The 25,635-nt window shown below is 55.1% G+C and carries 26 protein-coding genes, 1 tRNA gene and 1 pseudogene; 26 read left to right on the forward strand and 2 right to left on the reverse strand.

What is annotated here, in order from left to right:
- Nucleotides 1–16: 16 nt before the first annotated feature.
- From uvrA to N685_RS0107280, 25 genes are all read left to right on the forward strand, one after another.
- On the forward strand, nucleotides 17–2,875 hold the full coding sequence (gene uvrA / locus N685_RS0107145) for an excinuclease ABC subunit UvrA (RefSeq protein WP_031407094.1): 2,859 nt from the start codon (nucleotides 17–19) through the stop codon (nucleotides 2,873–2,875).
- A gap of 119 nt (nucleotides 2,876–2,994) precedes the next feature.
- Nucleotides 2,995–3,321: a DUF4870 domain-containing protein gene (locus N685_RS0107150; protein ID WP_031407096.1), complete on the forward strand. Its 327-nt coding sequence runs from the start codon at nucleotides 2,995–2,997 to the stop codon at nucleotides 3,319–3,321.
- A gap of 111 nt (nucleotides 3,322–3,432) precedes the next feature.
- The gene (locus N685_RS0107155; protein WP_031407098.1) at nucleotides 3,433–3,795 is read left to right on the forward strand and encodes a phage holin family protein; all 363 of its coding nucleotides are present in this window, start codon (nucleotides 3,433–3,435) and stop codon (nucleotides 3,793–3,795) included.
- A 242-nt stretch (nucleotides 3,796–4,037) separates the two neighbouring features.
- Entirely contained in the window at nucleotides 4,038–4,973 is a 936-nt protein-coding gene (gene hprK, locus N685_RS0107165; RefSeq protein WP_031407102.1) for an HPr(Ser) kinase/phosphatase, read from the forward strand.
- Nucleotides 4,974–5,106: 133 nt separating this feature from the next.
- Nucleotides 5,107–5,919, forward strand: coding sequence for a prolipoprotein diacylglyceryl transferase (lgt, locus tag N685_RS0107170; RefSeq protein WP_031407103.1), 813 nt, complete (start codon nucleotides 5,107–5,109; stop codon nucleotides 5,917–5,919).
- Nucleotides 5,920–6,017: 98 nt separating this feature from the next.
- Nucleotides 6,018–6,956, forward strand: a complete 939-nt coding sequence (locus tag N685_RS0107175) for a nucleoside recognition domain-containing protein (protein WP_031407105.1) — start codon at nucleotides 6,018–6,020, stop codon at nucleotides 6,954–6,956.
- Entirely contained in the window at nucleotides 6,953–7,621 is a 669-nt protein-coding gene (gene ppaX, locus N685_RS0107180) for a pyrophosphatase PpaX (RefSeq protein ID WP_031407107.1), read from the forward strand. The genes N685_RS0107175 and ppaX overlap by 4 nt, the downstream gene beginning before the upstream one ends.
- Complete coding sequence (locus N685_RS0107185; protein ID WP_031407109.1) at nucleotides 7,618–8,115, forward strand: acyltransferase; 498 nt, start codon at nucleotides 7,618–7,620, stop codon at nucleotides 8,113–8,115. Before ppaX ends, N685_RS0107185 begins: the two co-directional genes overlap by 4 nt.
- Before the next feature lie 192 nt (nucleotides 8,116–8,307).
- A complete protein-coding gene (locus tag N685_RS0107190; protein ID WP_227456669.1) occupies nucleotides 8,308–8,916 on the forward strand; it encodes a VanZ family protein in 609 nt (202 codons plus the stop codon).
- A 932-nt stretch (nucleotides 8,917–9,848) separates the two neighbouring features.
- On the forward strand, nucleotides 9,849–10,097 hold the full coding sequence (locus N685_RS0107200; protein ID WP_031407114.1) for a hypothetical protein: 249 nt from the start codon (nucleotides 9,849–9,851) through the stop codon (nucleotides 10,095–10,097).
- A 67-nt stretch (nucleotides 10,098–10,164) separates the two neighbouring features.
- Nucleotides 10,165–11,349 (forward strand): ATP phosphoribosyltransferase regulatory subunit, encoded by a 1,185-nt coding sequence (locus tag N685_RS0107205; protein WP_031407116.1) that lies wholly within the window; start codon nucleotides 10,165–10,167, stop codon nucleotides 11,347–11,349.
- Nucleotides 11,350–11,509: 160 nt separating this feature from the next.
- Nucleotides 11,510–12,133, forward strand: a complete 624-nt coding sequence (gene hisG / locus N685_RS0107210; RefSeq protein ID WP_031407118.1) for an ATP phosphoribosyltransferase — start codon at nucleotides 11,510–11,512, stop codon at nucleotides 12,131–12,133.
- A gap of 83 nt (nucleotides 12,134–12,216) precedes the next feature.
- A complete protein-coding gene (hisD, locus tag N685_RS0107215; RefSeq protein WP_031407120.1) occupies nucleotides 12,217–13,500 on the forward strand; it encodes a histidinol dehydrogenase in 1,284 nt (427 codons plus the stop codon).
- The gene (gene hisB / locus N685_RS0107220) at nucleotides 13,500–14,087 is read left to right on the forward strand and encodes an imidazoleglycerol-phosphate dehydratase HisB (protein WP_031407121.1); all 588 of its coding nucleotides are present in this window, start codon (nucleotides 13,500–13,502) and stop codon (nucleotides 14,085–14,087) included. The genes hisD and hisB overlap by 1 nt, the downstream gene beginning before the upstream one ends.
- A gap of 392 nt (nucleotides 14,088–14,479) precedes the next feature.
- Nucleotides 14,480–15,121, forward strand: coding sequence for an imidazole glycerol phosphate synthase subunit HisH (gene hisH, locus N685_RS0107230; RefSeq protein WP_031407124.1), 642 nt, complete (start codon nucleotides 14,480–14,482; stop codon nucleotides 15,119–15,121).
- Complete coding sequence (gene hisA / locus N685_RS0107235; RefSeq protein WP_031407126.1) at nucleotides 15,121–15,858, forward strand: 1-(5-phosphoribosyl)-5-[(5-phosphoribosylamino)methylideneamino]imidazole-4-carboxamide isomerase; 738 nt, start codon at nucleotides 15,121–15,123, stop codon at nucleotides 15,856–15,858. The genes hisH and hisA overlap by 1 nt, the downstream gene beginning before the upstream one ends.
- Nucleotides 15,855–16,613 (forward strand): imidazole glycerol phosphate synthase subunit HisF, encoded by a 759-nt coding sequence (gene hisF, locus N685_RS0107240; protein WP_031407127.1) that lies wholly within the window; start codon nucleotides 15,855–15,857, stop codon nucleotides 16,611–16,613. The genes hisA and hisF overlap by 4 nt, the downstream gene beginning before the upstream one ends.
- Nucleotides 16,610–17,257 (forward strand): bifunctional phosphoribosyl-AMP cyclohydrolase/phosphoribosyl-ATP diphosphatase HisIE, encoded by a 648-nt coding sequence (gene hisIE / locus N685_RS0107245; protein ID WP_031407129.1) that lies wholly within the window; start codon nucleotides 16,610–16,612, stop codon nucleotides 17,255–17,257. Before hisF ends, hisIE begins: the two co-directional genes overlap by 4 nt.
- A 138-nt stretch (nucleotides 17,258–17,395) precedes the next feature.
- Complete coding sequence (locus N685_RS0107250; protein ID WP_031407131.1) at nucleotides 17,396–18,868, forward strand: tetratricopeptide repeat protein; 1,473 nt, start codon at nucleotides 17,396–17,398, stop codon at nucleotides 18,866–18,868.
- Nucleotides 18,869–18,943: 75 nt separating this feature from the next.
- Nucleotides 18,944–19,900, forward strand: a complete 957-nt coding sequence (trxB, locus tag N685_RS0107255) for a thioredoxin-disulfide reductase (RefSeq protein ID WP_031407133.1) — start codon at nucleotides 18,944–18,946, stop codon at nucleotides 19,898–19,900.
- Nucleotides 19,901–20,234: 334 nt separating this feature from the next.
- The gene (locus tag N685_RS0107260; protein WP_031407135.1) at nucleotides 20,235–20,711 is read left to right on the forward strand and encodes an NUDIX hydrolase; all 477 of its coding nucleotides are present in this window, start codon (nucleotides 20,235–20,237) and stop codon (nucleotides 20,709–20,711) included.
- Nucleotides 20,712–20,729: 18 nt separating this feature from the next.
- Nucleotides 20,730–21,626, forward strand: coding sequence for an RNase adapter RapZ (gene rapZ, locus N685_RS0107265; RefSeq protein WP_031407137.1), 897 nt, complete (start codon nucleotides 20,730–20,732; stop codon nucleotides 21,624–21,626).
- Nucleotides 21,623–22,576 (forward strand): gluconeogenesis factor YvcK family protein, encoded by a 954-nt coding sequence (locus tag N685_RS0107270; protein ID WP_031407139.1) that lies wholly within the window; start codon nucleotides 21,623–21,625, stop codon nucleotides 22,574–22,576. The genes rapZ and N685_RS0107270 overlap by 4 nt, the downstream gene beginning before the upstream one ends.
- A 120-nt stretch (nucleotides 22,577–22,696) precedes the next feature.
- Complete coding sequence (gene whiA / locus N685_RS0107275) at nucleotides 22,697–23,659, forward strand: DNA-binding protein WhiA (protein ID WP_031407142.1); 963 nt, start codon at nucleotides 22,697–22,699, stop codon at nucleotides 23,657–23,659.
- A gap of 14 nt (nucleotides 23,660–23,673) precedes the next feature.
- Entirely contained in the window at nucleotides 23,674–23,931 is a 258-nt protein-coding gene (locus tag N685_RS0107280) for an HPr family phosphocarrier protein (protein WP_031407144.1), read from the forward strand.
- Nucleotides 23,932–24,066: 135 nt separating this feature from the next.
- On the opposite strand, the gene clpP is transcribed toward N685_RS0107280, so the two are convergent.
- On the reverse strand, nucleotides 24,067–24,657 hold the full coding sequence (clpP, locus tag N685_RS0107285) for an ATP-dependent Clp endopeptidase proteolytic subunit ClpP (protein WP_031407146.1): 591 nt from the start codon (nucleotides 24,655–24,657) through the stop codon (nucleotides 24,067–24,069).
- A 315-nt stretch (nucleotides 24,658–24,972) separates the two neighbouring features.
- Here clpP and N685_RS0107290 point away from each other — a divergent pair.
- Nucleotides 24,973–25,044 (forward strand) — tRNA-Arg (locus tag N685_RS0107290).
- 117 nt (nucleotides 25,045–25,161) lie between these two features.
- Here N685_RS0107290 and N685_RS0107295 read toward each other — a convergent pair.
- A pseudogene (locus N685_RS0107295) lies at nucleotides 25,162–25,518 on the reverse strand (tyrosine-type recombinase/integrase); the annotation flags it as partial.
- Nucleotides 25,519–25,635: the final 117 nt, after the last annotated feature.

The following is a 25,635-nucleotide window of genomic DNA, read 5'->3' on the forward strand; positions in this document are numbered from 1 at the left end:
TGGCCGGGTGAACGGAATGGATAAAATCATTGTCAAAGGGGCGCGCGCCCACAACTTGAAAAACATTGACGTCGAAATTCCGCGCGGCAAGCTCGTTGTGTTGACCGGGCTGTCCGGGTCGGGAAAGTCGTCGCTGGCGTTTGATACGATTTACGCGGAAGGCCAGCGGCGCTACGTCGAATCGTTGTCGGCGTACGCCCGCCAGTTTTTAGGGCAGATGGACAAGCCGGATGTCGATGCGATCGAGGGGCTGTCGCCGGCCATTTCGATCGATCAAAAAACGACGAGCCGCAACCCGCGTTCCACGGTCGGCACGGTGACGGAAATTTACGACTACTTGCGGCTGCTGTTCGCTCGCATCGGCCGCCCGGTTTGCCCGACACACGGCATCGAAATTCAATCGCAGACGATTGAGCAAATGGTCGACCGGCTGCTCGCGTACCCGGAGCGGACGAAAATGCAAATTTTGGCGCCGATCGTCTCGGGCCGAAAAGGGACGCACGCCAAGACATTGGAGGATATTCGCAAACAAGGGTATGTGCGCGTCCGCATTGACGGCGAGATGCGTGAGTTAACGGAAGACATCGAACTGGAAAAAAACAAAAAGCATTCGATTGAGGTCGTCGTCGACCGGATTGTGATGAAAGACGGCATCGCAGCAAGGCTCGCTGACTCGCTGGAGACAGCGCTGAAGCTCGCCGACGGCAAAGTCATCGTCGATGTGATCGGCGAAGGAGAGCTCTTGTTCAGCGAAAAGCACGCCTGCCCGTATTGCGGCTTTTCGATCGGGGAGCTTGAGCCGCGCCTGTTCTCGTTCAACAGCCCGTTTGGCGCCTGTCCGGACTGCGACGGGCTCGGGGCGAAGCTCGAAGTGGATCTCGATTTGGTCATCCCGAACGAGGAGCTGACGTTAAAAGAGCACGCCATCGCTCCGTGGGAGCCGCAAAGCTCGCAATATTACCCGCAGCTGCTCGAAGCCGTGTGCCGCCATTACGGCATCCCGATGGACGTGCCGGTGAAGGATTTGCCAAAAGAGCAGCTCGATAAAATTTTGTACGGCAGCGGCGGGGAAGTAATTCATTTTCGTTATACAAACGATTTCGGCCAAGTGCGTGAACAGTACATCGAGTTTGAAGGGGTTTTGCGCAACATCGAGCGCCGCTACCGCGAAACAAGCTCCGATTACATCCGCGAGCAGATGGAAAAGTATATGGCCGAACAGCCGTGCCCGACGTGCCAAGGCTATCGGCTGAAAAAAGAAAGCCTCGCCGTCTTGGTCGGCGGCAAGCATATCGGCGAGGTCACCGCTATGTCGGTGACCGAGGCGCTCGCCTTTTTTGACGGTCTCGAGCTGACGGAAAAAGAAGCGCAAATCGCCCGCCTCATTTTGCGTGAAATTCGCGACCGGCTCGGCTTTTTACAAAACGTCGGCCTCGACTATTTGACGCTGAGCCGCTCGGCGGGCACGCTTTCCGGCGGCGAGGCGCAGCGCATCCGCTTGGCGACGCAAATCGGCTCGCGGCTGACCGGCGTCTTGTACGTGCTCGACGAGCCGTCGATTGGCCTGCATCAGCGCGACAACGACCGGCTGATCGCGACGCTGAAAAGCATGCGCGACCTCGGCAATACGCTCATTGTCGTCGAACATGACGAAGATACGATGCTGGCTGCGGACTATTTGATTGACATCGGCCCGGGGGCGGGCATCCACGGCGGCGAGGTCGTCGCAGCCGGCACGCCGGAAGAGGTGATGAATGATCCGAACTCGCTCACTGGCCAATATTTATCCGGGAAAAAATTCATCCCGCTCCCGGCCGAACGGCGCCAGCCGGACGGGCGTTGGCTCGAGGTCGTCGGCGCCCGCGAGCACAACTTGAAAAACGTATCGGTGAGCATTCCGCTCGGTACGTTCGTCGCCGTCACCGGGGTGTCGGGTTCGGGCAAAAGCACGCTTGTGAACGAAGTGCTCTATAAGGCGTTGGCGCAAAAGCTGCATCGGGCAAAAGAGAAGCCGGGTGAGCACCGCGACATTCGCGGGCTTGAGCATCTTGAGAAAGTGATTGACATCGACCAGTCGCCAATCGGCCGCACCCCAAGGTCGAATCCGGCGACGTACACCGGGGTGTTTGATGACATCCGCGACGTGTTTGCCGCAACGAACGAAGCAAAAGTACGCGGCTACAAAAAAGGGCGGTTCAGCTTCAATGTCAAAGGTGGGCGCTGCGAGGCGTGCCATGGCGATGGGATCATCAAAATTGAAATGCACTTTTTGCCGGACGTGTATGTCCCGTGCGAAGTGTGCCACGGCAAACGGTACAACCGCGAAACGCTTGAGGTGACGTATAAAGGAAAAAACATCGCCGACGTGCTGGACATGACGGTCGAAGATGCGCTGGACTTTTTCGCTTCGATCCCGAAAATCAAACGCAAGCTCGAGACGCTGTATGATGTCGGCCTCGGCTATATGAAGCTTGGCCAGCCGGCGACGACGCTCTCCGGCGGCGAGGCGCAGCGCGTCAAGCTCGCTGCCGAGCTGCACCGCCGCTCCAACGGCCGAACGCTCTACATTTTGGACGAGCCGACGACCGGGCTGCACGTCGACGACATCGCCCGGCTGCTTGATGTGCTTCATCGGCTGGTGGACAACGGCGATACGGTGCTCGTCATCGAACACAACTTGGACGTCATTAAAACGGCCGATTACATCATTGACCTAGGCCCGGAAGGCGGCGACCGCGGCGGACAGATCGTCGCCGTCGGAACGCCGGAAGAGGTGGCCGAGGTGGAGGAGTCGCACACCGGCCGCTACTTAAAACCGATTCTCGAGCGCGACCGGGCGCGCATGCAGGCGCGGTATGAGGCGGCAAAGGCGTAAAGGCCTTTGCCGCTTTGGCATACTGGGAGTCGGCCTCTTTTGAGAAGGAAAAGAAGGAAACTTTTCCAAGCCGTGGTCGTATATACAAGGTAAAAGACCTTTGGAAAGGGGATTTTCGCTTGTCGACGAACAAAGTGTTGTCCGCGCTTTGTTATTTCAGCGTTTTTTTCGCACCGTTCATTTTGCCGATTGTCGTCTATTTTGTCGTTGAGGATGTGGAAGTGAAACGCCATGCGAAGCGGTCGCTCGTGTCGCATTTGATTCCGGCCGCCACGATTCTCTTGTTCATTGCGTTGGCCGCGTCGCCGGTGCTGTTCGGCCATTGGGGTGAGGAATCGCTTTTTGTCGGCGGCGGGCTGGCATGGCTTGGCTTCCTTGTGGCGGGGGTGGTGAACCTTGTCGTTGTGATTTGGAATGTCATTAAGGGGATTCAAGTGTTAAAATAGAAAACAACAGCGCCGCTGAAAGAACATGATGACTGATTGCCATCGGTTCGAGGCAAGATATGTCGAGGATGGCGTTTCGAGGCGGAAGATTACAGAAAAGATGGTGATGCAATGCTCAATTGGCTGATCGGAGTCGTCGTGAATACGGTGTTGTTAATGGCGATTGATGGCTATTTTGACAGCATTCATTTCAGCGGGGTGGGGGCGGCGTTTGTGGCCAGCCTCATTTTGGCGGTGCTTAACGCCGTCGTCCGCCCAGTGCTCATTTTATTGACCCTGCCGGTGACCATTTTGACGCTCGGGCTGTTTCTGTTTGTCATTAACGCCATCACGCTCATGATGACCGCCGGATTGATGGGAGAGGCGTTTCAAATCGGCGGCTTTGGCACCGCGCTGCTCGCATCGATCGTGTTGTCGTTTTTCCACTTGCTTGTGCAGAAGGCGATTATTGAGCCGCTGCGCAACCGTTCGTAACGGAAGCGCGATCTATGGAAAGGGGCGCCGTCGTTTTCCGCCGCGGCGTGAAACGACGGAGGCGCGGAATGGCGCGCGCATGGGAGAAGCGATGCGTTGGTCATCGTTTCGGTTCGATGGGGTTTGCTGGATCGGGACGGGAGAAGCCGTCCCGGTTTTGTTTCCTCGAATGTTTTCCATTCAATGACGAAACGAAACGTGCTACAATGGAAAAAGATGAGGAAAGGGGAGAAAGGCCGAGTATGCCAAAAGTGCGGACGAAAGACATCATCGAACAGTTCCAGCTCGAGCTCGTCAGCGGCGCCGAGGGCATTTACCGCCCGATTACGACGAGCGACTTGTCGCGGCCGGGGATCGAGATGGCCGGTTATTTCGCCTATTATCCAGCGGAGCGCTTGCAGCTGCTTGGGCGGACCGAGCTGTCGTTTTATGAAACGTTGACGCCGGAAGAAAAACGGTCGCGGATGGAGCGGCTTTGCACCGACATTACGCCGGGGATCATCGTTTCGCGCGGGCTTGAAGTCCCGCCGGAGCTGATCGAAGCATCGGAGCGCCAGTCGGTGCCGGTGATGCGTTCAACGATGAAAACGACCCGGCTCTCGAGCCGATTGACGAACTATTTGGAAAGCAAGCTCGCGCCTACGACCGCGGTGCATGGAGTGCTGGTCGATGTGTATGGGGTCGGTGTATTGATCACGGGCAAAAGCGGCGTCGGCAAGAGCGAGACGGCGCTGGAGCTCGTGAAGCGCGGCCACCGATTGGTCGCCGATGATTGCGTGGAAATCCGCCAAGAAGACGAGGACACATTGGTCGGCAGCGCGCCCGAATTGATCGAGCATTTGCTGGAAATTCGCGGGCTTGGCATCATCAATATGATGACGCTGTTCGGCGCGGGAGCGGTGCGGACGCATAAGCGCATCTCGCTTGTCATCGATTTGGAGCTGTGGGATCCGGAAAAGCAGTACGACCGGCTCGGGCTCGAGGAAGAAAAAGTGAAAATATTGGATACCGAACTGCCGAAACTCACCATTCCGGTCCGCCCCGGACGCAACCTGGCCGTCATCGTGGAAGTGGCGGCGATGAACTTCCGGTTAAAACGCATGGGCGTCAACGCCGCTGAGGAGTTTTCGGCGCGCTTGAGCGATGCCATCGAGGAAGGAGCGCCCGATTACGATTAACGGCGGGCCGCGAGCGGGACGGTGGAGGGAAACAACGGCGTTCCTCGTGATTTGAGCCGTTGGCGTGTGCATTGGAGGCATCTTGAGCGCGGCATTTGTCCTTGCCTGAGAAGCATTATAGGAGGAGGAAGAGATGGAGTCTGCGATTCAGCCGCTTGACCGCGTGTTTTTGCACCTTGGTCCGATTACAATATATTGGTATGGCGTCATTATCGGCACCGGCGTTTTGATCGGGCTGTGGCTCGCGACGCGCGAAGGGGTGCGGCGCGGCTTGCCGAAAGAAACGTTTGTCGATCTGGTCCTGTTTGCTGTGCCGATCGCCATTGTCTGCGCGCGGACGTACTACGTGCTGTTTGAATGGAACTATTATTCAAAGCATCTTTCTGAGATTCCGAAAATCTGGGAAGGAGGCCTTGCCATTCACGGAGGGCTGATCGGGGCCGTGGCGACCGGCGCGGTGTTCGCCCGCGTGCGCGGGCTGTCGTTTTGGAAGCTTGCTGATATTGCCGCCCCGAGCATCATTTTAGGGCAGGCGATCGGGCGCTGGGGCAACTTTATGAATCAGGAGGCGCACGGCGGCCCGGTGTCGCGCGCGTTTTTGGAAAACTTGCATTTGCCCGATTGGATCATCAATCAAATGTATATTGACGGCCGTTATTGGCATCCGACTTTTTTGTATGAGTCGCTTTGGAACCTCGCCGGCTTTTTCTTGCTTCTTTGGCTGCGGCGCGTCAATTTGCGGCGCGGCGAGCTGTTTTTGTCCTATTTAATTTGGTATTCGGTTGGCCGTTTCTGGATTGAAGGGATGCGCACCGACAGCTTGATGCTGGCCGGCAGTCTGCGCGCGGCCCAAGTCGTATCCGTGACGTTGATCGTGCTGTCGATCGTGCTGTGGATCGTGCGCCGGGCGAAAGGATGGGCCAAAGCAAAGTATCAAGACGAATAGCCGTCCTGATCCGTTGGCGGATGAGTAGGAAAAAGAGAGGCGGCGTGCGGCGAAAAGGCCGCACGGCGGCATGAAGACAAGCGAAGGAGAGAGGAGATATGGTGGGAACATTGCAGCGCGGCGTCATCGCCGGGCTGAAGACGTCATGGGCGCTTGGCAAAATCATTTTTCCGGTGACGCTCGTTCTGGCGTTGTTGCAGCCGACGCCTTTATTTTCATGGCTGATCGACCTTGTCACTCCCCTGATGAAATGGTTCGGCTTATCCGGCGATGCGGCCGTGCCGCTGGTGCTCGGCAATCTGCTCGGGCTGTACGCCGCGATCGGGGCGATGCTGACGATCGAGTTTACAGTGAAAGAAGTGCTCATTCTCGCTGTCATGCTTTCCTTTTCTCACAACTTGATCGTCGAGTCTTCCGTCGCCTCGCGCACGGGAATGAGTGTTTGGCTCATGCTCGCCGTGCGCATTGGCTTAGCCGTTGTATCCGGTTTGTTGATCGCCCATTTATGGGACGGGGGGCAGGAACTCGCTCAATATGGGTTTGTCTCGCCTGAAGCCGCCCCGCCGTCCGGATGGGGGGACATCATCTTGGCGGCGCTGAAAAAAGCGGCCACCGGCATCGTCCAGCTGGTCGCGATTGTCATTCCCCTAATGACGATCATTCAAGTATTGAAAGAACGCCACTGGATTGAGACGTTTTCGCGCTGGATGGCGCCGGTGACCAAGATGCTTGGCATGAGCGCGAACACATCGCTCACGCTCGCGGCCGGTTTTGTGTTCGGCCTCGCTTATGGGGCGGGGGTGATGATTCAGGCGGCGAAAGAAGACGGCGTCTCGAAGCGCGATTTGACGTTGGCGTTTATTTTTCTCGTTTCTTGCCATGCGGTTGTCGAAGACACGCTCATTTTTGTTCCGCTTGGCATCCCGGTCTGGCCGTTGTTGGTCATTCGCCTCGTTACGGCTGTGCTGTTGACGATGGCGGTGGCGTTCCTTTGGCGCCGTTTTGAACACCCGATGAGAAAGGAAGCCGCATCATGACGATTCGCACGATTTTATTTGACCTTGACGGAACGTTGATTGATACGAATGAGCTGATCATCCAGTCGTTTTTGCATACGCTGGAGAAGTACTACCCGGGCCGCTACGGGCGTGAGGACGTGCTGCCGTTCATCGGGCCGTCGCTGTACGAGACGTTCAGCTCGCTCGATCCGGAACGGGTCGAGGAGATGGTGAAGACGTATCGCACGTTCAACCACGCTCGCCATGACGAACTGATCCGCGAGTTTGACACGGTGTATGAGACGATCGAAACGCTGCACCGCCATGGATTTCGCCTTGGCGTCGTAACGACGAAAATGCATGACACGGCGCTCATGGGCTTGCGAAAAACGCGGCTTGAGCCGTTTTTCTCATGTGTCATCGGTCTTGATGACGTCAGCCGCCCTAAGCCGGATCCCGAACCGATTCATAAGGCGCTTGAGGCGCTTCAGTCGAAACCGGACGAAGCGCTGATGGTCGGCGACAACTACCACGACATTTTGGCCGGCAAAAACGCCGGCGTCAAAACGGCCGGCGTCGCCTGGGCGATTAAAGGCCGCGGCCATTTGGAACAATATGAACCGGACTATATGTTGGAAAAAATGAGCGATTTGCTGGCCATTGTCGGCATCAACGAACGGAAGGAGGAAGCGCCCTCCCGGTGAGACGAACGACCAAATACCCCGTCCACGGGGCGAACTCGCTCTGGCAATTGTACCGCACTGTCTCGTTTTGGAAAGTGCTGAAAAACGTGATCGTGATCCAAATCGGGCGCTACACGCCGTTTTTGCCGCTGAAAAACTGGCTGTATCGCACGTTTCTCGGCATGAAGATCGGCGAGCAAACGGCGCTCGCCTTTATGGTCATGCCGGATATTCTCTTCCCGGAAAAAATCCGCATCGGCCGCAACTGCGTCATCGGCTACAACACGACGATTCTCGCCCACGAATATTTAGTGGACGAATACCGCCTCGGCGATGTGGTGATCGGCGATGAGGTGATGATCGGCGCGAACTCGACCATTTTGCCCGGCGTGGTGATCGGCGACCGCGCCGTCGTCGCCGCCGGCACCGTCGTCCATCAAGACGTCCCGCCCGGGGCCATGGTCGCCGGCTGCCCGATGCGCATCGTCCGCCGGAATGAACCGCCTTCCGATTGAATGGGGGTGGTTTTCCATTTTGGAATAGGAAAATTTGTTGAGATTCGGCAATGTTGTACACGCAAGAGGACAGCACCACTGCTCCATACCGTTTCACCGCCCAAATGTGGCGAATCCGATAGCATAAGCTCCAGTTGATCTTTCGTCTGCTGGAAAAAGCATTTGATCGTCCCTGCAGTAAAATAAAAAACGATGTTTGGGGGGAGTTGTTTGTTAACCTTCGATATCCCAATAGTTTTCTTGTTTTTTATTCCTTTAGTTGTTTTGCTTATTAGACGAAATTATAAAAATATACCATTTTCTAAAAGTTTAATTTTTGTTATTTTTTACATCCATGTTGTTGTTGTTATTGGTATTACCTTGTTCCCCATTCCCTTCCAAAAGGAGTTGTTACATGACTTAAAAGCAAGTCATATCGAGAGCTCAATAAATTTCGTTCCCTTTTTATCTATTATTAAAATATTATCGTTACACTCAATTGGAACAGGTTTCGCACAAATTGGGGGCAACTTTTTGTTGCTACTTCCTCTAGGAATATATCTGCCACTTTTATTTTATAGAGTGAATAGCTTTAAAAGAGTATCTTTCATTGTTTGTTTATGCTCATTCATGATTGAATCTATGCAGTTTTTCATTTCTTTGATATTAAATTATCATTATAAAGCAGTAGATGTCGATGATGTGATATTGAACACATTGGGGGGACAATTTGGTTACCTCATATATCGGATCACGATTCCTTCAATTGAAAGGAATGTTGATTTATCACGTTTTACAAACAACTTGAGATTCAAGGAATAGCTTATCATTTCGTCCCGCCCGGGGCGGTGGCCGCGGGCTGCCCGATGCGCATCGTTCGCACGAACGAACCGCCTTCCGATTGAACGGGGCGGGTTTTGGTTTGGAAAAATGAGGGGCCAGAAAAAGTGAGGGAATTGTTTACCTGAGTTCGACGATCACTAGGCAAACAAAATTCCTCCCATCCCCATCACCTTCGCTTTCGTCCATTTGGCCTTCGGATCCTATTCGTTGTGAGCAAGCTGGAGATACGCTACGGTCGTTCCGTCTTTGTTTTTGCGTGTGGCTCGTCGCATGTACATGCCTATATGATAAACGATATTGGGCTTTTCATGTCTAACCTGTTTAGGTGAGAATGGGAATAACAACTTTCGGTGAAGGTGTATAAGGGAGAGTTCACAAGATGCAAAGTCAGCGAAACACGTAGAAAGCCGCCCCGCAAATGGGGCGGCTTTTCCTTTTGGACCGCACATGCGGCGTTCAGTTAAAAAATATTTTTGGCCGCACTTGAGTTCAAGGAACTCAAAGGGCATTATTTATCGTATGCTTGTTTTCCGAATCTTATGAAAAGAAAATTTGACAGAAGTGTCAAGAACGGTTTTCTGGATCTTCTCTAAGTTTAGTGTACATCCTACAGATTTTTTCGTCAATCAGGTCCATTTGTTCGCTTGTTAATTTGAAAACGCCGTCCTTTGCTTTTTTAGGTTTGAAAATGCGAATTTTGCTTATAGGCTGCATTTGGTTTGGAATGGCCACTGCCTTTTGGTGTGAGATCGACAACACCCTGCATGGATGTCCTTGATGGCTGTCTCCGTCATGCGGGAGGACATCACGAAGTTGACATGGCGCGTCAACACTGATTTTTTAGAATGAAATATGGGGTATCTTGAGTCTAGCCTTTGATCTATATTTTACGTAAAAAGGATGCAAATATGATGATGAAGTGGTATCAACGTTCGTTTTTCCAACCACCGCCAATCGACCCGAACCGAAACGAAGAGTCATTTCGACTGCAGCCGATCGAGTTGGACAGTGATAAGCCTCCCTTTTCGACGCTTGCCCAGTTTTTCCTTACCGAGCATGTGCTGTATGATGTGCCTGAATTGGTCACGGTCATCCCGATTCCAAACCGATTTGTTGTTGATGGCGCGTTTCCTCTTGACGCTGTGGACGCAAAGGAGTAAACTACTAATAACTTCACTTCTCTACCATATTAGCAAACTAAAGTATTTTGATAAAGGGTGTGGGGACATGGCAAAAAGGCTGTTCATGTTTGAGAAACCGTTAGGCATGCGCGATACGCTGCCGTTTTTATATGAAATGAAAAAGCAGGTGCGCTCGGTGATGGCGGAAGAAATCGAGCGCTGGGGCTATGAGTTTATCGAAACGCCGACGCTTGAGTATTATGAAACGGTCGGCGCGGCGTCGGCGATCGCCGATCATCGGCTGTTTAAGCTCTTGGACCAGCAAGGGCACACGCTCGTACTGCGGCCCGACATGACGGCGCCGATCGCCCGCGTGGCGGCGTCAAGGCTGTATGAGGACGGCAACCCGCTCCGGTTGGCGTACAACGCCAACGTGTTTCGCGCGCAGCAGCGCGAAGGCGGGCGGCCGGCGGAGTTTGAGCAGATCGGCGTCGAGCTGATCGGCGATGGCACGGTGGCGGCCGACGCCGAGGTGATCAGCTTAATGGCGGCGCTGCTGAAGCGCGTGGGTCTCGGCCGCTTTTCGGTGGCCATCGGCCATATCGGTTATGTCAATGCGCTCTTTTTGGAGATTTTAGGGAATGAAGAGCGGGCGAGTGTGCTGCGCCGCTTCTTATATGAAAAAAATTATGTCGGCTACCGTGAGCATGTGAAGTCGCTGCCACTTTCGTCGATCGATCAAAAGCGGCTGTTGGATCTTCTTTCGCTACGCGGCGGCTGCGAGGCGATCGAGGCGGCAAAAGCGCTGGCTTCGAGCGGGGAAGGGCAGCAAGCCGCCGATGAGGTGGCCGCTCTGTTTGCGGCGCTTGAGACGTATGGGGTGGCCGAGGCGGTGAAGCTCGATATGGCGTTGGTCAGCCATATGAGCTATTACACCGGCATTTTGTTTGAAGTGTACGCCGAGCAAGTGGGATTCCCGATCGGCAACGGCGGGCGGTATGATGAGTTGCTGGCGAAGTTTTCCCGCCCGGCGCCGGCGACAGGGTTTGGCCTGCGCGTCGATCGGCTGATCGAGGCGGTTGGCGAGACGGATGTGCGCGAGGAGATCGAGTGCATCGTGTTCAGCCAAGAGCGGTTGGCGGAGGCGGTCGAGCTCGCCGAGGCGAAGCGGGCGGAAGGGCGCCGCGTCGTCTTGCAGCATATCGCCGGCATTCGCGATATTGACGCCTACAGCCAGCGCTATCGGTCGATCGTCTATTTGCTTGGCCGAAGCGGGCGCGAGGGGCAATGAGCGTCACGACGTGGGAGAACGCGGACAACAGCCATTCAACCCGCTGGTTCGCGCCTGCGGACGGGCGTGCCGCAATCTTTAAAGGGATGGCGGTTTGACGGAAGGGGCGTTAGCGAGAGCGTGGCGCTGACGCATGACGACAAGCAGGGAGGAAGACGGGATGCTGACGATTGCGATGCCGAAAGGACGCATTTTTGACGAGGCGGTCGAGCTGCTGCGCCGGGCGGATTATGCGTTGCCGCCGGAGTTTGCCGAATCGCGCAAGCTCGTCATTGATGTTGCTGAGGAACAAATGCGCTTTATTTTGGCGAAACCGATGGATGTGGTGACGTATGTGGAGCACGGAGTGGCCGATCTAGGCATAGCGGGGAAAGACGTTTTAATGGAGGAAGAACGAAACGTCTATGAGCTGCTCGATTTGCGCATCAGCCGCTGCCATCTGGCCGTCGCCGGGCTGCCCGGCGTCAAGATGAATGAAATCGCCCCAAGGGTGGCGACGAAATATCCGAACATCGCCTCAACGTATTTTCGCGAACAAGGCGAGCAAGTGGAAATCATCCGCCTGAACGGATCGATTGAACTCGCCCCGCTCATCGGCCTGGCCGACCGGATTGTGGACATCGTTTCCACGGGGCGGACGTTGAAAGAAAACGGGCTTGTCGAGCTTGAACGAATCGCCGAGGTGACGTCGCGCCTGATTGCCAATCCGGCCAGCTACCGGTTAAACAGCGGGGAGATCGAGCGGCTGGTCGATCGGCTCGCGGCGGTCATTCCCGAGCGGTGAGGCAAACGGAACGGTGCACAGACGAGAGACGCAAAAGACGGGGGAAGCGTCCAAAAAGCCATCGGATGGAAAGGAGAAAAGCCATGAAAATCGAACGAATCCAAGGCGGCGTCTCGCTAAGGCGGACGATTGAAAGCGGAACGGAGGAGCAGCGCCGAGCCGTGCTCGATATCATCGCCGCGGTGCGCGCCCGGGGCGATGCGGCGCTGAAAGAATATACGGAACGGTTTGACGGCGTCAAGCTGGATTCGCTGCGGGTGACGGAAGCGGAAATGGAGCGCGCGCATGCGTCCATGAGCGCGGAGATGCTGGAGATCATCCGTGAAGCGGCGGCCCACATTCGCGCCTATCATGAGCGGCAAAAGCGCCAATCATGGTGGATGACGAACGAAGACGGCACGATTCTCGGGCAAAAGGTGACGCCGCTTGACGCCGTCGGGCTGTATGTGCCGGGCGGGACGGCCGCCTATCCGTCGTCCGTGCTGATGAACGTCATTCCTGCGCAAGTGGCGGGAGTGAAGCGGATTGTCATCACCTCGCCGCCAAATAAAGACGGCACGCTGCCGGCTGGGGTGCTGGCGGCGGCGCATGAACTTGGGGTGGCGGAAATTTACAAAGTCGGCGGCGCGCAGGCGATCGCGGCGCTGGCGTATGGAACGGAAACGATTCGGCCGGTCGATAAAATTTTCGGACCGGGCAACATTTATGTGGCGTTGGCGAAACGGGAAGTGTTCGGGCATGTGGCGATCGACATGATCGCCGGGCCGAGCGAAATTGTTGTGCTCGCGGATGAGACGGCCCGCCCGGATGAGATTGCGGCGGATTTGTTGTCACAGGCCGAGCATGACGTGCGGGCGTCAGCCATTTTAGTAACGCCTTCAATGAAACTTGCCTTGGCGGTGGCGAGCGAGGTGGAACGGCAGCTTGAGACGCTGCCGCGCCGCGAGATCGCCCAAGCGGCGCTGGAAACCTACGGGGCCATTTATGTGACCGAGACGCTTGATGAGGCCGTTGAGGCGGTCAATGAGCTGGCGCCCGAGCATTTGGAAGTGATGACGGCGGAGCCGATGGCGCTGTTAGGGAAACTTCGCCATGCCGGGGCGATGTTTTTCGGCCGCTTCAGCTCTGAGCCGGTCGGCGACTATTTTGCCGGGCCGAACCACGTGCTGCCGACCAACGGCACGGCCAGATTCTCAAGCGGCTTGAGCGTCGATGAGTTTGTGAAAAAATCAAGCGTGATCGTTTACAGTGAAGCCGCCTTGAAACAACATGGCAACAAAATCGCCGCGTTTGCCCGCCTCGAGGGGCTGGAGGCGCACGCGCGCGCCATTGAGATGCGGCTGAAACGAGAAAGAGGGGAACGATAATGGCGAGAGAGGCGACGATCGCAAGAACGACGAAGGAGACAAGCATTCAGCTGACGTTTTCGCTAGACGGTGAAGGGAAGACGGAGCTCGAGACCGGCGTGCCGTTTTTGACCCATATGCTTGATTTGTTTGCGAAACACGGCCAGTTTGACTTGTTTGTTGACGCGAAAGGCGATACGCATATTGACGATCACCATACGACCGAAGATATCGGCATTTGCCTCGGGCAGGCGATCAAAGAAGCGCTCGGCGACAAAAAGGGAATCAAGCGGTACGGCCACGCGTTTGTGCCGATGGATGATGCGCTGGCGCAAGTCGTGATCGACTTGAGCAACCGCCCGCATTTGGAATTTCGCGGCGAATTTCCGGCGGCGAAAGTCGGCACGTTCGATGTCGAGCTCGTTCACGAGTTTTTATGGAAGCTGGCGCTGGAGGCGCGGATGAACTTGCATGTCATCGTTCATTACGGGCGCAATACCCACCATATGATCGAAGCGGTGTTTAAAGCGCTCGGGCGGGCGCTCGATGAAGCGACGATGGTCGACCCGCGCGTCAAAGGCGTCCCGTCGACGAAAGGGATGCTCTAACCGATCGAGGGGAGCGCTTCTCGCGGGGAAAAGCTTCGCGAGCGCAGGGAAGGCGTCCGGATCGAGGGGGCGCTTCCTGTGGGGAAAGCTTCGCGAGCGCAGGGAAGGCGTCCGAATCGAGGGCGGCGCTTCCTGTGGGGAAAGCTTCGCGAGCGCAGGGAAGGCGTCCGGATCGAGGGGGCGCTTCCTGTGGGGAAAAGCTTCGCGGGCGCAGGGAAGGCGTCCGGATCGAGGGCGGCGCTTCCTGCGGGAAAAGCTCCACGGATGCAGGAAAGGCGACCGGATGCCAAGGAGAGGTTTGCGCATGAAGGGAGCGCCGTAAAAAAGCATGCCGTCATACCGTTGTTCATTGAACAAGGGGATGGGCATGGATCAGCGAAGAAAGGAATGGGATGACGATGATCGGGATCATCGACTATGGCATGGGCAACTTATACAGCGTCAGCAAAGCGCTTGAGCGGCTTGGCTGTCCGTATATCGTGAGCGGCGACAATGAGGAGCTGGCGCGGGCAGGCGGGCTCATTTTGCCTGGCGTCGGCTCGTTCCGCGATGCGATGCACATTTTGCGTGAAACCGGGCTGGCCGATTTCATCCGCGCGGCGGCTGAAAACGGCACGCCGTTGCTCGGCATTTGTTTAGGGATGCAGTTGTTGTTTGACGAAAGCGAGGAAAACGGGCCGACCGAAGGGCTCGGGCTGCTTCGCGGCCGCGTCGTCCGCTTTCCGGGCGTGACGAAAGCCGGCGAGCCGTACAAAGTGCCGCACATGGGCTGGAATCAGCTTCGCTTTCATCGTCCGTCGCCGCTTCTTGATGATGTCGAGGAAGGGCATGTGTATTTTGTCCATTCGTATTACGTCGTCCCGGGCGACGAAGAGGTCGTGCTCGCCAGCAGCGAATACGATGTCGACGTCCCAGCGGTCGTCGGGCGCGGCCACGTGTTTGGCACACAGTTTCACCCGGAAAAAAGCGGCGCGGTCGGCATGCACATCTTACGCAACTATGTCGGCATCGCCACAGGAAAGGAGAATGGCTGATGGCATCGTTTACGATTTATCCGGCGATCGATATGCGCGGCGGCAAATGCGTCCGCCTGTTGCAAGGCGATTACAATCAAGAAACGGTGTACGGCGATTCGCCGGTCGCGATGGCCGAACAGTTCGCCGCCCAAGGGGCGGAGTGGATTCATATGGTCGATTTAGATGGGGCGAAAGAAGGGCGGCGCGTCAACGACCGGTTTGTCATTGAGACGGTCCGCCGGTTTCCAGTGAACGTCCAAGTCGGCGGCGGCATTCGCACCGAGGACGATGTCGCCTACTATTTGGAGCGCGGCGTCGCCCGCGTCATTTTAGGGAGCGCGGCGATTGCCGATCCGCCGTTTGTGAAAGAGATGTTGAAAAAATACGGCCGCCGGATCGCCATCGGCATCGACGCCCGCGACGGTTTCGTGGCGACGGACGGCTGGGTGCAAACATCGAACGTGAAAGCGGAAGAGCTCGGAAGGATGCTTGCCGAGGCGGGGGCGGAGACGTTTATTTTCACCGATATTGCCACCGACGGCACGCTGTCGGGGCCAAACATCGCTGCGGCGGTCCGTTTGGCCGAGGCGACGGGAAAAGAAGTGATTGCCTCCGGCGGCGTGCGCTCGCTCGACGATTTGCGCGCGCTTCGCGAATACGCCGGTCAAGGCATCGGCGGAGCGATCGTCGGCAAGGCGCTGTACACCAATCAATTTACGCTCGCGGAAGCGGTAAAGGCGGTGAACGAGCGGTGATTACGAAGCGCATCATCCCGTGCTTGGACGTAAAAGACGGCCGCGTTGTCAAAGGGGTGCAGTTTGTCCAGCTGCGCGATGCCGGCGACCCGGTCGAGCTTGCGAAGGCGTACGATGAGCAAGGAGCGGACGAGCTCGTGTTTTTGGACATTTCCGCCTCGCACGAAGGGCGGAAAACGATGGTCGATGTCGTCGAGCGCGTCGCTGCTCAGCTCGCCATTCCGTTTACGGTCGGCGGCGGCATTCATTCGCTTGATGACATGAAGCGCATGTTGCGCGCCGGGGCGGACAAAGTGTCGCTCAACACGGCCGCGGTGCTCCATCCTGCTTTGATCACCGAAGGGGCGGACTTTTTCGGCTCGCAATGCATCGTCGTCGCCATTGATGCGAAGTACGATCAGGCGCTCGGTTCTTGGCGCGTTTATACGCACGGCGGCCGCAACGCCACGGAATGGGAAGTCGTCGCCTGGGCGAAAGAAGCGGTGCGCCTTGGCGCCGGGGAGATTTTGCTGACGAGCATGGATGCCGACGGCGGGAAAAACGGCTTTGACCTCGAGTTGACGCGGCGAGTGAGCGAAGCGGTCCCGGTTCCGGTCATCGCCTCGGGCGGCGCCGGCAAGGCCGAGCATTTTTGGGAAGCGTTCGAAAAAGGAAAAGCGGACGCGGCGCTGGCGGCGTCGATTTTCCATTACAAAGAAACATCGGTCGGTCAAGTGAAGGCGTACTTGAAAGAAAGAGGGGTGAACGTGCGATGACAGCCGACATTCGCTTTGACGACAACGGGTTGGTGCCCGCCATCGTTCAAGACGCGCAAAGCAAAGAGGTGCTCATGCTCGCCTATATGAACAAAGAGTCGCTCGAAAAAACGCTCGCGACGGGGGAAACGTGGTTTTACAGCCGCTCGCGCCAAGCGTTGTGGCATAAAGGGGCGACGTCCGGGAACGTGCAGCGGGTGGTCGACATCCGCTACGACTGCGACGCCGACACGCTCCTTGTGCTGGTGGAGCCGGCGGGTCCGGCGTGCCATACGGGGACGTATTCCTGCTTTTCCCGCGCGCTTGACGGCGCGGGGCGCACGCCGGCGGCCGACCGGTTTGCGATTTTGAATGAGCTTGAACAAATCATCGCCCAGCGCGACGCCGAACGCCCCGAAGGAGCGTATACAACGTATTTGTTTGAAAAAGGCATCGATAAAATCTTGAAAAAGGTCGGCGAAGAAGCGACCGAAGTGATCATCGCGGCGAAAAACCGAAGCCATGAGGAGTTGAAATGGGAAGCGGCCGATTTGTTGTACCATTTGCTGGTGCTTTTGCGCGAACAAAAGCTGCCGCTTGACGCCGTGCTGGAGACGCTGGCCGAGCGGCACGCGCAAAAGGCGGGAGCGGGCGACAAAAAATAACAAGAGAAAAAAGAACGTCTGCCATCGCGCCGGCGTTCTTTTTCATAGAAAAACCGCATTCCTAAAGTTTCTTGCTTGTTTTCGCTCCTGATATGGTATACTGTTGTTCGACGAATTTTACGGACAACGGAGGACAGAATGGGAAAACAGCTGAAGCGATCATCACGAAAAGCAACGATTGTGCCGTTCATCCAAAGCGGGGATTTCTTTTTCAAAAAAGGGATGAAAGCATACGACCATGGTGATTTGGAAAAAGCGAGAAAATATTTCGAGCGCGCCGTCCGCTTGGATGAGCGCGATGCTTCATTCGCCTTGCAGCTTGCGCTTGTGCTGTCGGAGCTTGGCGAATATCAGTTTTCCAACCAATGGCTGCTGAAAATCATTCACGATTTGGATGAGACGATGTACGACTGTTTGTATTTTTTGGCGAACAATTTTGCCTGCCTCGGGCTGTTTCGCGAGGCAAGGCAATACGCCGAACGCTATTTGACGCATGAGCCGGACGGAGAGTTTGCCGACGATGCGGCAGACTTGCTTGAGCTGCTTCGGCTCGATGGCTCGGAATGGACGGAAGAGCAGGAAGACCTCATGGCGCTCGAGGATCGCGCCCGCCGCTTGCTGGAAGAGGAGCGGTTTTCGGAAGCCATTGAGGCGCTCGAGGCGATTGTCGCCCGCTATCCCGACGTTTGGGCGGCGCATAACAACTTGGCGCTTGCCTATTTTTACAGCGGCGATATCGAAAAAGCGAAAAAGAAAGTGCGTGACGTGCTCAAGCGCGACCCCGGCAATTTGCATGCGCTTTGCAATGCGCTTGTGTTTGCCCACTATTTGCGCGACGAAGAGCAGGTGGCGGCGCTGTGCGAGACATTGGCCGGCCTGTATCCATTTTTTCATGAGCATCAATATAAGCTCGGGGCGACGTTTGCGCTCGTCGGGCGGTTCGATTTGGCGTTCCGTTGGCTGCACCGTCTGTATAAGCAAAGGTTCCACGGTGACGGGCCGTTTTATTATTGGCTCGCTTGCGCTGCCTACTATACCGGGCATGAACCGCTTGCTCGGCAAATGTGGGAAGAGTTTCTCGCGCTTCATCCGGAAAAACGCGGCGAGGAGCCGTGGGCGGCGACATCGCTCACGGATGAATGGTTGATTCGCATGATTGCTTTGTTTGAGAGTGGTGAACTGGCTGACTGGTTGTACGGGTTGTATTTGTTCAGCCGTTCACATCGTTCGAAAGAAATGACAATGTCGCTCGCCGTTTGCCGCTTGTTGCCGGCCGATCCGCGACTTCGTCCATTTATCGATTACGTTTTGTTCGGTTTAACCGATGGCCCGTCCGCCTGGGCGGCGAACATCGTCCGCATGGTCGATGTGCTTTCCGCACATAATGAGGAAAAGGAAGCGCTCTGTCGCTTTGCCTTTGCGATGGCCGTTCATCCGTCGGCTGATCGCGAACCGTTTGCGAACGGAGCTGCATGGGCGGCAGCGATTGAATACATGTGGCGCCGACAGCAAGGAGAGCGTGTGACGCAAAAAGAAATGGCGGTCAAATACGGCGTCTCGGCGGCGACAGTGCAAAAATACGTGCAAAAAGCGCGCCGGCTCTATACATGAGCAAATCAATAGACAGGGCGAATCGACTTCTATACGATGAAAATGGAAGGATTCTCGAGCGAAGGAGTGGACGGTGTGGCAGACGAAAAAATTTACGATGTGATTATTGCCGGAGCCGGGCCGGCGGGGCTGACGGCGGCTGTCTATACATCGCGAGCCAATTTGTCGACGCTGATGATCGAGCGCGGCGTCCCGGGCGGGCAGATGGTCAACACTGAGGAAGTCGAGAACTACCCAGGGTTTGAGACGATTTTAGGCCCGGAATTGGCGACGAAAATGTTTGAACATGCAAAAAAATTTGGAGCGGAGTATGCTTACGGCGACGTGAAAGAAATCATCGACGGCGAGGCGTACAAAACGGTCATCGTCGGCGACAAAGAATACAAGGCGCGCGCCGTCATCATCGCCACGGGAGCCGAATATAAAAAGCTCGGCGTTCCGGGCGAGGCGGAGCTCGGCGGCCGCGGCGTTTCGTACTGTGCGGTGTGCGACGGGGCGTTTTTCAAAGGAAAAGACTTGGTCGTCGTCGGCGGGGGCGACTCGGCGGTGGAAGAGGGCGTCTATTTGACGCGGTTTGCCAATAAAGTGACGATCGTCCACCGCCGCGACAAGCTGCGGGCGCAAAAAATTTTGCAAGACCGGGCGTTCGCCAATGAGAAAATTGATTTCATCTGGAACCATACAGTGAAACAAATCAACGAAAAGGACGGGAAAGTCGGCAGTGTGACGCTTGTGCATACGCAAACGGGTGAAGAGCGTGAATTTCCATGCGACGGTGTGTTCATTTACATCGGGATGGCGCCGCTCTCGAAGCCGTTTGTGAGCCTTGGCATCACGAATGAAAACGGCTATATTGTGACGAACGAGAAGATGGAGACGAAAGTGCCGGGCATTTTCGCCGCGGGAGATGTACGGGAAAAAACGCTCCGGCAAATCGTCACCGCGACCGGCGACGGCAGCATCGCCGCCCAAAGCGCCCAGCACTACGTCGAGGAACTGAAAGAAAAGCTTCATAAGCAAGGGGTTCGCTGAACCGGTAACGAAATCGCAACAAAACCGTAATGGTGATTTAATCCAGATGTAACACGAATGCAATAGAAGTGTCGTATGCTATAAGTAAGTAATTGACCCCCTTTTATATAGATCCTTTCATTTGGCGCGGGCGTTTGTCCGCGTCTCTTTTTTGTTTTGCGCCTGCCTTCCGCCGTGCTCTGCAAACAGCTGGGGAATGGCGTCTTTCGGTTGGGAAACGAAGTGTGGGGCCCGTGGTTTTTGCAGGCGGGAAAGCGGACGGTTTCCAGCGGTTTGAAGGTGGAGCAGCCTAACTATTTATGGTAAAATGAAACTGATTATGTGTGTTTGCCGAATGGTTGGGGTGAACAAATTGCAACGGGTGACAAACTGCGTATTATATAAAGACGGCCAAGTGCTGCTTTTGCAAAAGCCGAAGCGCGGCTGGTGGGTCGCTCCGGGCGGCAAAATGGAGCCCGGCGAGACGGTGCGTGAAGCGTGCATTCGCGAATACCGAGAAGAGACAGGCATCTATTTGAAGAATCCGGAGCTGAAAGGCGTCTTTACGATCGTGATGAAAAATGGGAATGAAACGGTGTCGGAGTGGATGATGTTTACGTTTTTCGCCGACGACTTCATCGGTGAAAATGTGCTGTCTTCCGAAGAAGGGACGCTCGCCTGGCATAAAGTGGAGACGCTTTCGACGCTGCCGATGGCCCCTGGCGACTATCATATTTTGGACTACGCCTTGAAAGGCAAAGGGGTCATGTACGGGGTGTTTGTGTATACAGAGGAGTTTGAACTGCTTTCGTATCGGTTGGATCCGAGTTGATGGAGAGGAGAGACGACAATGGGGCAAAACGGAGCGCTGCCACCGATTCAGCTTGTCATCATCACCGGCATGTCCGGTGCAGGCAAAACGGTGGCGATCCAAAGCTTTGAAGACCTCGGCTTTTTTTGTATTGACAACTTGCCGCCGACGCTGCTGCCGAAATTTTTGGAGCTCGTGAAAGAGTCCGGAAATAAAATGAATAAGGTTGCTATCGTCATCGATTTGCGCAGCCGCGACTTTTTCGACCATTTGTTCGCTGCGCTTGATGAGTTGGCCGAGCAAGCGTGGGTCATCCCGCAAGTGTTGTTTTTGGACGCCCAAGATTCGACGCTGGTCGCCCGCTACAAAGAAACGCGGCGGACGCATCCACTCGCGCCGAACGAGCCCCCGCTTGAGGGGATCCGCCTTGAGCGGAAGCTGCTGGAAGAAATCAAAGGACGGGCGCAAATCATTTACGATACGACGGGGCTCAAGCCGCGCGAGCTGCGGGAGAAAATCATCCGCCAGTTTTCCTCGCACGCTCAATCCGGGTTCACCATCAACGTCATGTCGTTTGGGTTTAAGTACGGCATTCCGATTGATGCGGATTTGGTGTTTGACGTCCGCTTTTTGCCGAACCCGCATTACATTGAACATATGCGGCCAAAAACCGGGTTGGACGATGAGGTATCATCCTACGTGCTCAAGTGGGGGGAAACGCAAAAGTTTTTGGAAAAGCTGATCGACTTGTTGTCGTTTATGCTGCCGTATTACCAGCGCGAAGGAAAAAGCCAACTGGTGATCGCCATCGGCTGCACGGGCGGCCAGCACCGCTCAGTGACGCTCGCCGAATACATCGCCCGCCATTTTTCGACCGACTATAAAACCGCTGTCTCGCACCGGGACATGGAGAGGGGAAAGGACATACACCGATGAGGAACGAACAAGCAGCGAAACTGGTCGTCATCGGCGGCGGCACCGGGCTTCCCGTGCTGCTGAGGGGGCTGAAGCAGCATGAATTGGATTTGACCGCCATTGTCACCGTCGCCGATGACGGCGGAAGTTCCGGGCGGCTGCGCGATGAGCTGCACATCCCACCGCCTGGAGATGTCCGCAACGTGTTGGCCGCGCTGTCTGACGTCGAACCGCTCATTGTCGAGCTGTTCCAGCACCGTTTTCAAAACGGCAACGGCTTATCCGGCCATTCGCTCGGCAATTTGATTTTGGCGGCGCTTACGTCGATTACCGGCGATTTTGTCAAGGCGATCCGCGAGATGAGCAAAGTGTTGAACGTGCGCGGCCAAGTGTTGCCGGCGGCGAACAAAAGCGTCGTCTTGCACGCGGAGATGGAAGACGGTTCCATCATCTCTGGCGAGTCAAAAATCCCGAGGGCGGGGAAAAAAATTAAGAGGGTGTTTTTAACCCCAGAGGATATTGAGCCGCTGCCGGAGACGGTTGATGCCATCCGCCGCGCCGATTTGATTGTCATCGGCCCGGGGAGCTTATACACGAGCATTTTGCCGAATTTGCTCGTGCCGAAAATCGGGCAGGAAGTGTGCAAGGCAAAGGCGAAAAAAGTATATATATGCAACATTATGACTCAGGCCGGCGAGACGCCGCACTATACGGTGAGCGACCATGTGGAGGCGCTTCATGCTCATCTTGGCGGCCCGTTTTTGGACGCGGTGATCATCAACAGCGGGGTGATCCCGGAGGCGATCCGACGCCGCTATGAGGCCGAGCGGGCCGAGCCGGTGCGTGACGACAGCAGCGGGCTTTCGTTGCAAGTCATCCGCGATGATATTGTCACGTATGAAGATGGGGTGATTCGCCATAATACGGCGAAAGTCGCCGCCCTTCTTCTCGGGCTTCTCTCCTGCTCTTGAGGGAAGGGGCTGAGTGGAACGCCAAGCGCCATCATGGGGAGGCGGCGCTTCCGATGGCCGCGCCGAATGTCAGGCACCTCCACCGGCCGGATGCGGGGAACGAATGGAGGTGGAGCGATCGTGTCTTTTGCATCGGAAACGAAGAAAGAATTGACCCATTTGGAAGTGAAGTCTTGCTGCTTGCGGGCGGAGCTGTCGGCGCTTTTGCGCATGAACGGTTCGCTGTCGTTTTCCGGCGGGCGAATGGCCGTCGATGTTCAGACGGAAAATGCGGCGATCGCTCGGCGCATTTATACGCTGCTGAAAAAAGGGTATGATGCCGCCGTCGAGCTGTTCGTCCGCAAGAAAATGCGCTTGAAAAAAAACAACGTCTACATCGTCCGCGTCACCGATGGTGCGGCTGAGCTCCTTCGCGAGCTTTACATTGTGAACGGCGATTTTTCGCTCATCCATGATATTTCTCCGGAACTCGTCAAGAAAAAATGCTGCAAGCGCTCGTATTTGCGCGGGGCGTTTTTGGCTGGCGGTTCGGTCAACAATCCGGAGACGTCGTCCTACCATTTGGAGATTTTTTCGCTGTATGAGGAGCATAACCGGGCGTTATGCGAATTGATGAACAGCCACTTTCTTTTAAATGCGAAAACGTTGGAACGGAAAAAGGGGTTTATTACGTATTTAAAAGAGGCCGAAAAAATCGCCGAGTTTTTGAACATCATCGGCGCCCATCAGGCGCTGCTCCGCTTTGAGGACATCCGCATCGTCCGCGACATGCGCAACTCGGTCAACCGGCTTGTCAATTGCGAGACCGCCAATTTGAACAAAACGATCGGTGCCGCGCTCCGGCAGGTCGAAAACATCCGCTACATCGATGAGACGATCGGCCTTGATTCGCTGCCGGCCAAGCTGCGGGAAATCGCGAAGCTTCGCATTGAGCATCAAGACGTGACGCTGAAAGAGCTCGGCGAGATGGTCGCCGGCGGGAAAATCAGCAAATCCGGCATCAACCACCGGCTGCGCAAAATTGATGAGATCGCGGAGCGGCTGCGGGCCGGAAAGCCGGTCGATTTCCATAAATCGCTGTAAAGGGGAGATGGAGAATGGTTGAAAAACAAGTGGAAGTGAAATTAAAAACCGGGTTGCAGGCGCGCCCGGCGGCGTTGTTTGTCCAAGAAGCGAACCGTTTTTCCGCTGATATTTTTTTGGAAAAAGACGGGAAACGTGTCAACGCAAAAAGCATTATGGGCTTGATGAGCCTTGCCATCGGCCATGGAGCGGTGGTCACGCTCGTGGCCGACGGGCCGGATGAGCAAGAAGCGATCGAAAAGCTCGCCGCCTATGTGCAAAGGGACAAGTAAGGCGGCATGAGGGCTTTAAGGAAACGGAAAAGGCTGCTCCGTTTTGGTCGGAAGCAGCCTTTTCTGCTGTTTTGTTTTTCGTCCATGTCGAGGCAGGCGCGGCTCTATCGCGGTTCTGCCGACGTTTGCTTTGGCTTATTTTTCATCAGCGCGCGTCAGCACGCGGTCAATGATGCCGTATTCTTGCGCTTTTTGCGCGGTCATAAAGTTGTCGCGGTCCGTATCGCGCTCGATCACTTCGATCGGCTGGCCGGTGTTTTCCGATAGAATGCGGTTCAATTTGTCGCGCAGGAACAAAATGCGCTTCGCCGCGATTTCGATTTCTGTCGCTTGCCCTTGGGCGCCGCCGAGCGGTTGGTGGATCATGATTTCACTGTTCGGCAAGGCGAATCGTTTCCCTTTCGCACCAGCGGCCAGCAAAAACGCCCCCATGGAAGCGGCCATGCCGATGCAAATCGTCGAGACGTCCGGCTTGATGAACTGCATCGTGTCGTAAATCGCCAAGCCGGCTGTGATCGAGCCGCCCGGGCTGTTAATGTACAAAGAAATATCTTTGTCCGGGTCTTCCGCCGCCAAAAACAACAGCTGCGAGACGATCGAGTTGGCCACTTGATCGTCGATCGGGCTGCCAAGGAACACAATTCGGTCTTTCAATAAGCGTGAATAAATGTCGTACGCCCGCTCCCCGCGGTTCGTCTGTTCGATGACAGTCGGAATCAAATACATCAAAAAACGCCTCCTTTTCCATCTTAATGGATCAATATGTACGTCTTCATCATACACGAATGGTCAATGAAGGTCAAACAAAACGCCTTCTCCATTCTTTATAACATATTCGCGGCTGGGGGCGAACATCCCTCTTTTCATCATAACCGCTTTTTCATTTTTTTAACCCGTTGCCCGCGGCTGTGTCATTGATGGGGAAGGAACAAAGATTCCATTTTTCCTGTTTTTTATTGCATTTTTCCTCTTGCATTTTTGTGCGATCCTGCTATAATAGAACATGCGACGGAACGAAACAGAGAAATCATAAAATGATATGCCCTCGTAGTGTAGTGGATAGCACGAGAGATTCCGGTTCTCTTAGCGTGGGTTCGAATCCTGCCGAGGGCGCTACGCGTATAGGATCTATCATTTTTGAGTGCGGCCGCGTTTGCGGTCGTTTTTTATTTTTGGGAATCCCGAAAAAAACGATAGAATCCGAAAAAATTTTGCACGAATTTTGCACGGCTATTTGGCATGATACAGCTCCTCCATCGCGAGATCAACTTGACGGGACTCTTTTTGTTCCATCTCATCTAAAATGTGCGAGTACGTTTGTAAAGTGGTTACAATATCTTTATGGCCCAGTCTTCGTGAAACGTATTTGATATTCACTCCTTTATACAAGAGCATGGATGCGTGAGTATGCCGGAGCCCGTGACAAGTGATCGTTTTAATCCCGATTTTTTTGCATAATGCTCGCAACGTTTTATTGACCGCGTTATTTGTCACAATTTCCATTTTTGAATTGATAAACACTAAATTTTTCGTGTTTCTCAATCCAGTTTTCATAGCTAATTCATTTTGATGTTTTCGGAGTTCCTGGTAACGTCAAGAATTTTGTGTAATGTAAAATAGATAGGGTATCTCTGAAATGGATTTGGAATAGAGGGGGCTGTTTCCTCCACACAGGAGACTGAATATTCAGTCTCCTGTGTGGAA

It is taken from the genome of Geobacillus vulcani PSS1 (assembly GCF_000733845.1).
GTDB lineage: Bacteria > Bacillota > Bacilli > Bacillales > Anoxybacillaceae > Geobacillus > Geobacillus vulcani.

What these genes read in the sequence shown, in the direction of transcription:
- hisIE (WP_031407129.1), top strand. Translation starts at nt 16,610, where the DNA reads ATGACAGCCGACATTCGCTTTGACGACAACGGGTTGGTGCCCGCCATC.
- hprK (WP_031407102.1), top strand. Translation starts at nt 4,038, where the DNA reads ATGCCAAAAGTGCGGACGAAAGACATCATCGAACAGTTCCAGCTCGAG.
- hisB (WP_031407121.1), top strand. Translation starts at nt 13,500, where the DNA reads ATGGCGAGAGAGGCGACGATCGCAAGAACGACGAAGGAGACAAGCATT.
- N685_RS0107260 (WP_031407135.1), top strand. Translation starts at nt 20,235, where the DNA reads ATGGTTGGGGTGAACAAATTGCAACGGGTGACAAACTGCGTATTATAT.
- hisG (WP_031407118.1), top strand. Translation starts at nt 11,510, where the DNA reads ATGCTGACGATTGCGATGCCGAAAGGACGCATTTTTGACGAGGCGGTC.
- hisD (WP_031407120.1), top strand. Translation starts at nt 12,217, where the DNA reads ATGAAAATCGAACGAATCCAAGGCGGCGTCTCGCTAAGGCGGACGATT.
- N685_RS0107205 (WP_031407116.1), top strand. Translation starts at nt 10,165, where the DNA reads ATGGCAAAAAGGCTGTTCATGTTTGAGAAACCGTTAGGCATGCGCGAT.
- N685_RS0107280 (WP_031407144.1), top strand. Translation starts at nt 23,674, where the DNA reads ATGGTTGAAAAACAAGTGGAAGTGAAATTAAAAACCGGGTTGCAGGCG.
- N685_RS0107175 (WP_031407105.1), top strand. Translation starts at nt 6,018, where the DNA reads ATGGTGGGAACATTGCAGCGCGGCGTCATCGCCGGGCTGAAGACGTCA.
- lgt (WP_031407103.1), top strand. Translation starts at nt 5,107, where the DNA reads ATGGAGTCTGCGATTCAGCCGCTTGACCGCGTGTTTTTGCACCTTGGT.
- N685_RS0107190 (WP_227456669.1), top strand. Translation starts at nt 8,308, where the DNA reads ATGTTTGGGGGGAGTTGTTTGTTAACCTTCGATATCCCAATAGTTTTC.
- hisA (WP_031407126.1), top strand. Translation starts at nt 15,121, where the DNA reads ATGGCATCGTTTACGATTTATCCGGCGATCGATATGCGCGGCGGCAAA.
- hisH (WP_031407124.1), top strand. Translation starts at nt 14,480, where the DNA reads ATGACGATGATCGGGATCATCGACTATGGCATGGGCAACTTATACAGC.
- uvrA (WP_031407094.1), top strand. Translation starts at nt 17, where the DNA reads ATGGATAAAATCATTGTCAAAGGGGCGCGCGCCCACAACTTGAAAAAC.
- N685_RS0107155 (WP_031407098.1), top strand. Translation starts at nt 3,433, where the DNA reads ATGCTCAATTGGCTGATCGGAGTCGTCGTGAATACGGTGTTGTTAATG.
- N685_RS0107200 (WP_031407114.1), top strand. Translation starts at nt 9,849, where the DNA reads ATGATGAAGTGGTATCAACGTTCGTTTTTCCAACCACCGCCAATCGAC.
- clpP (WP_031407146.1), bottom strand. Translation starts at nt 24,657, where the DNA reads ATGTATTTGATTCCGACTGTCATCGAACAGACGAACCGCGGGGAGCGG.
- rapZ (WP_031407137.1), top strand. Translation starts at nt 20,730, where the DNA reads ATGGGGCAAAACGGAGCGCTGCCACCGATTCAGCTTGTCATCATCACC.
- ppaX (WP_031407107.1), top strand. Translation starts at nt 6,953, where the DNA reads ATGACGATTCGCACGATTTTATTTGACCTTGACGGAACGTTGATTGAT.
- N685_RS0107250 (WP_031407131.1), top strand. Translation starts at nt 17,396, where the DNA reads ATGGGAAAACAGCTGAAGCGATCATCACGAAAAGCAACGATTGTGCCG.
- N685_RS0107270 (WP_031407139.1), top strand. Translation starts at nt 21,623, where the DNA reads ATGAGGAACGAACAAGCAGCGAAACTGGTCGTCATCGGCGGCGGCACC.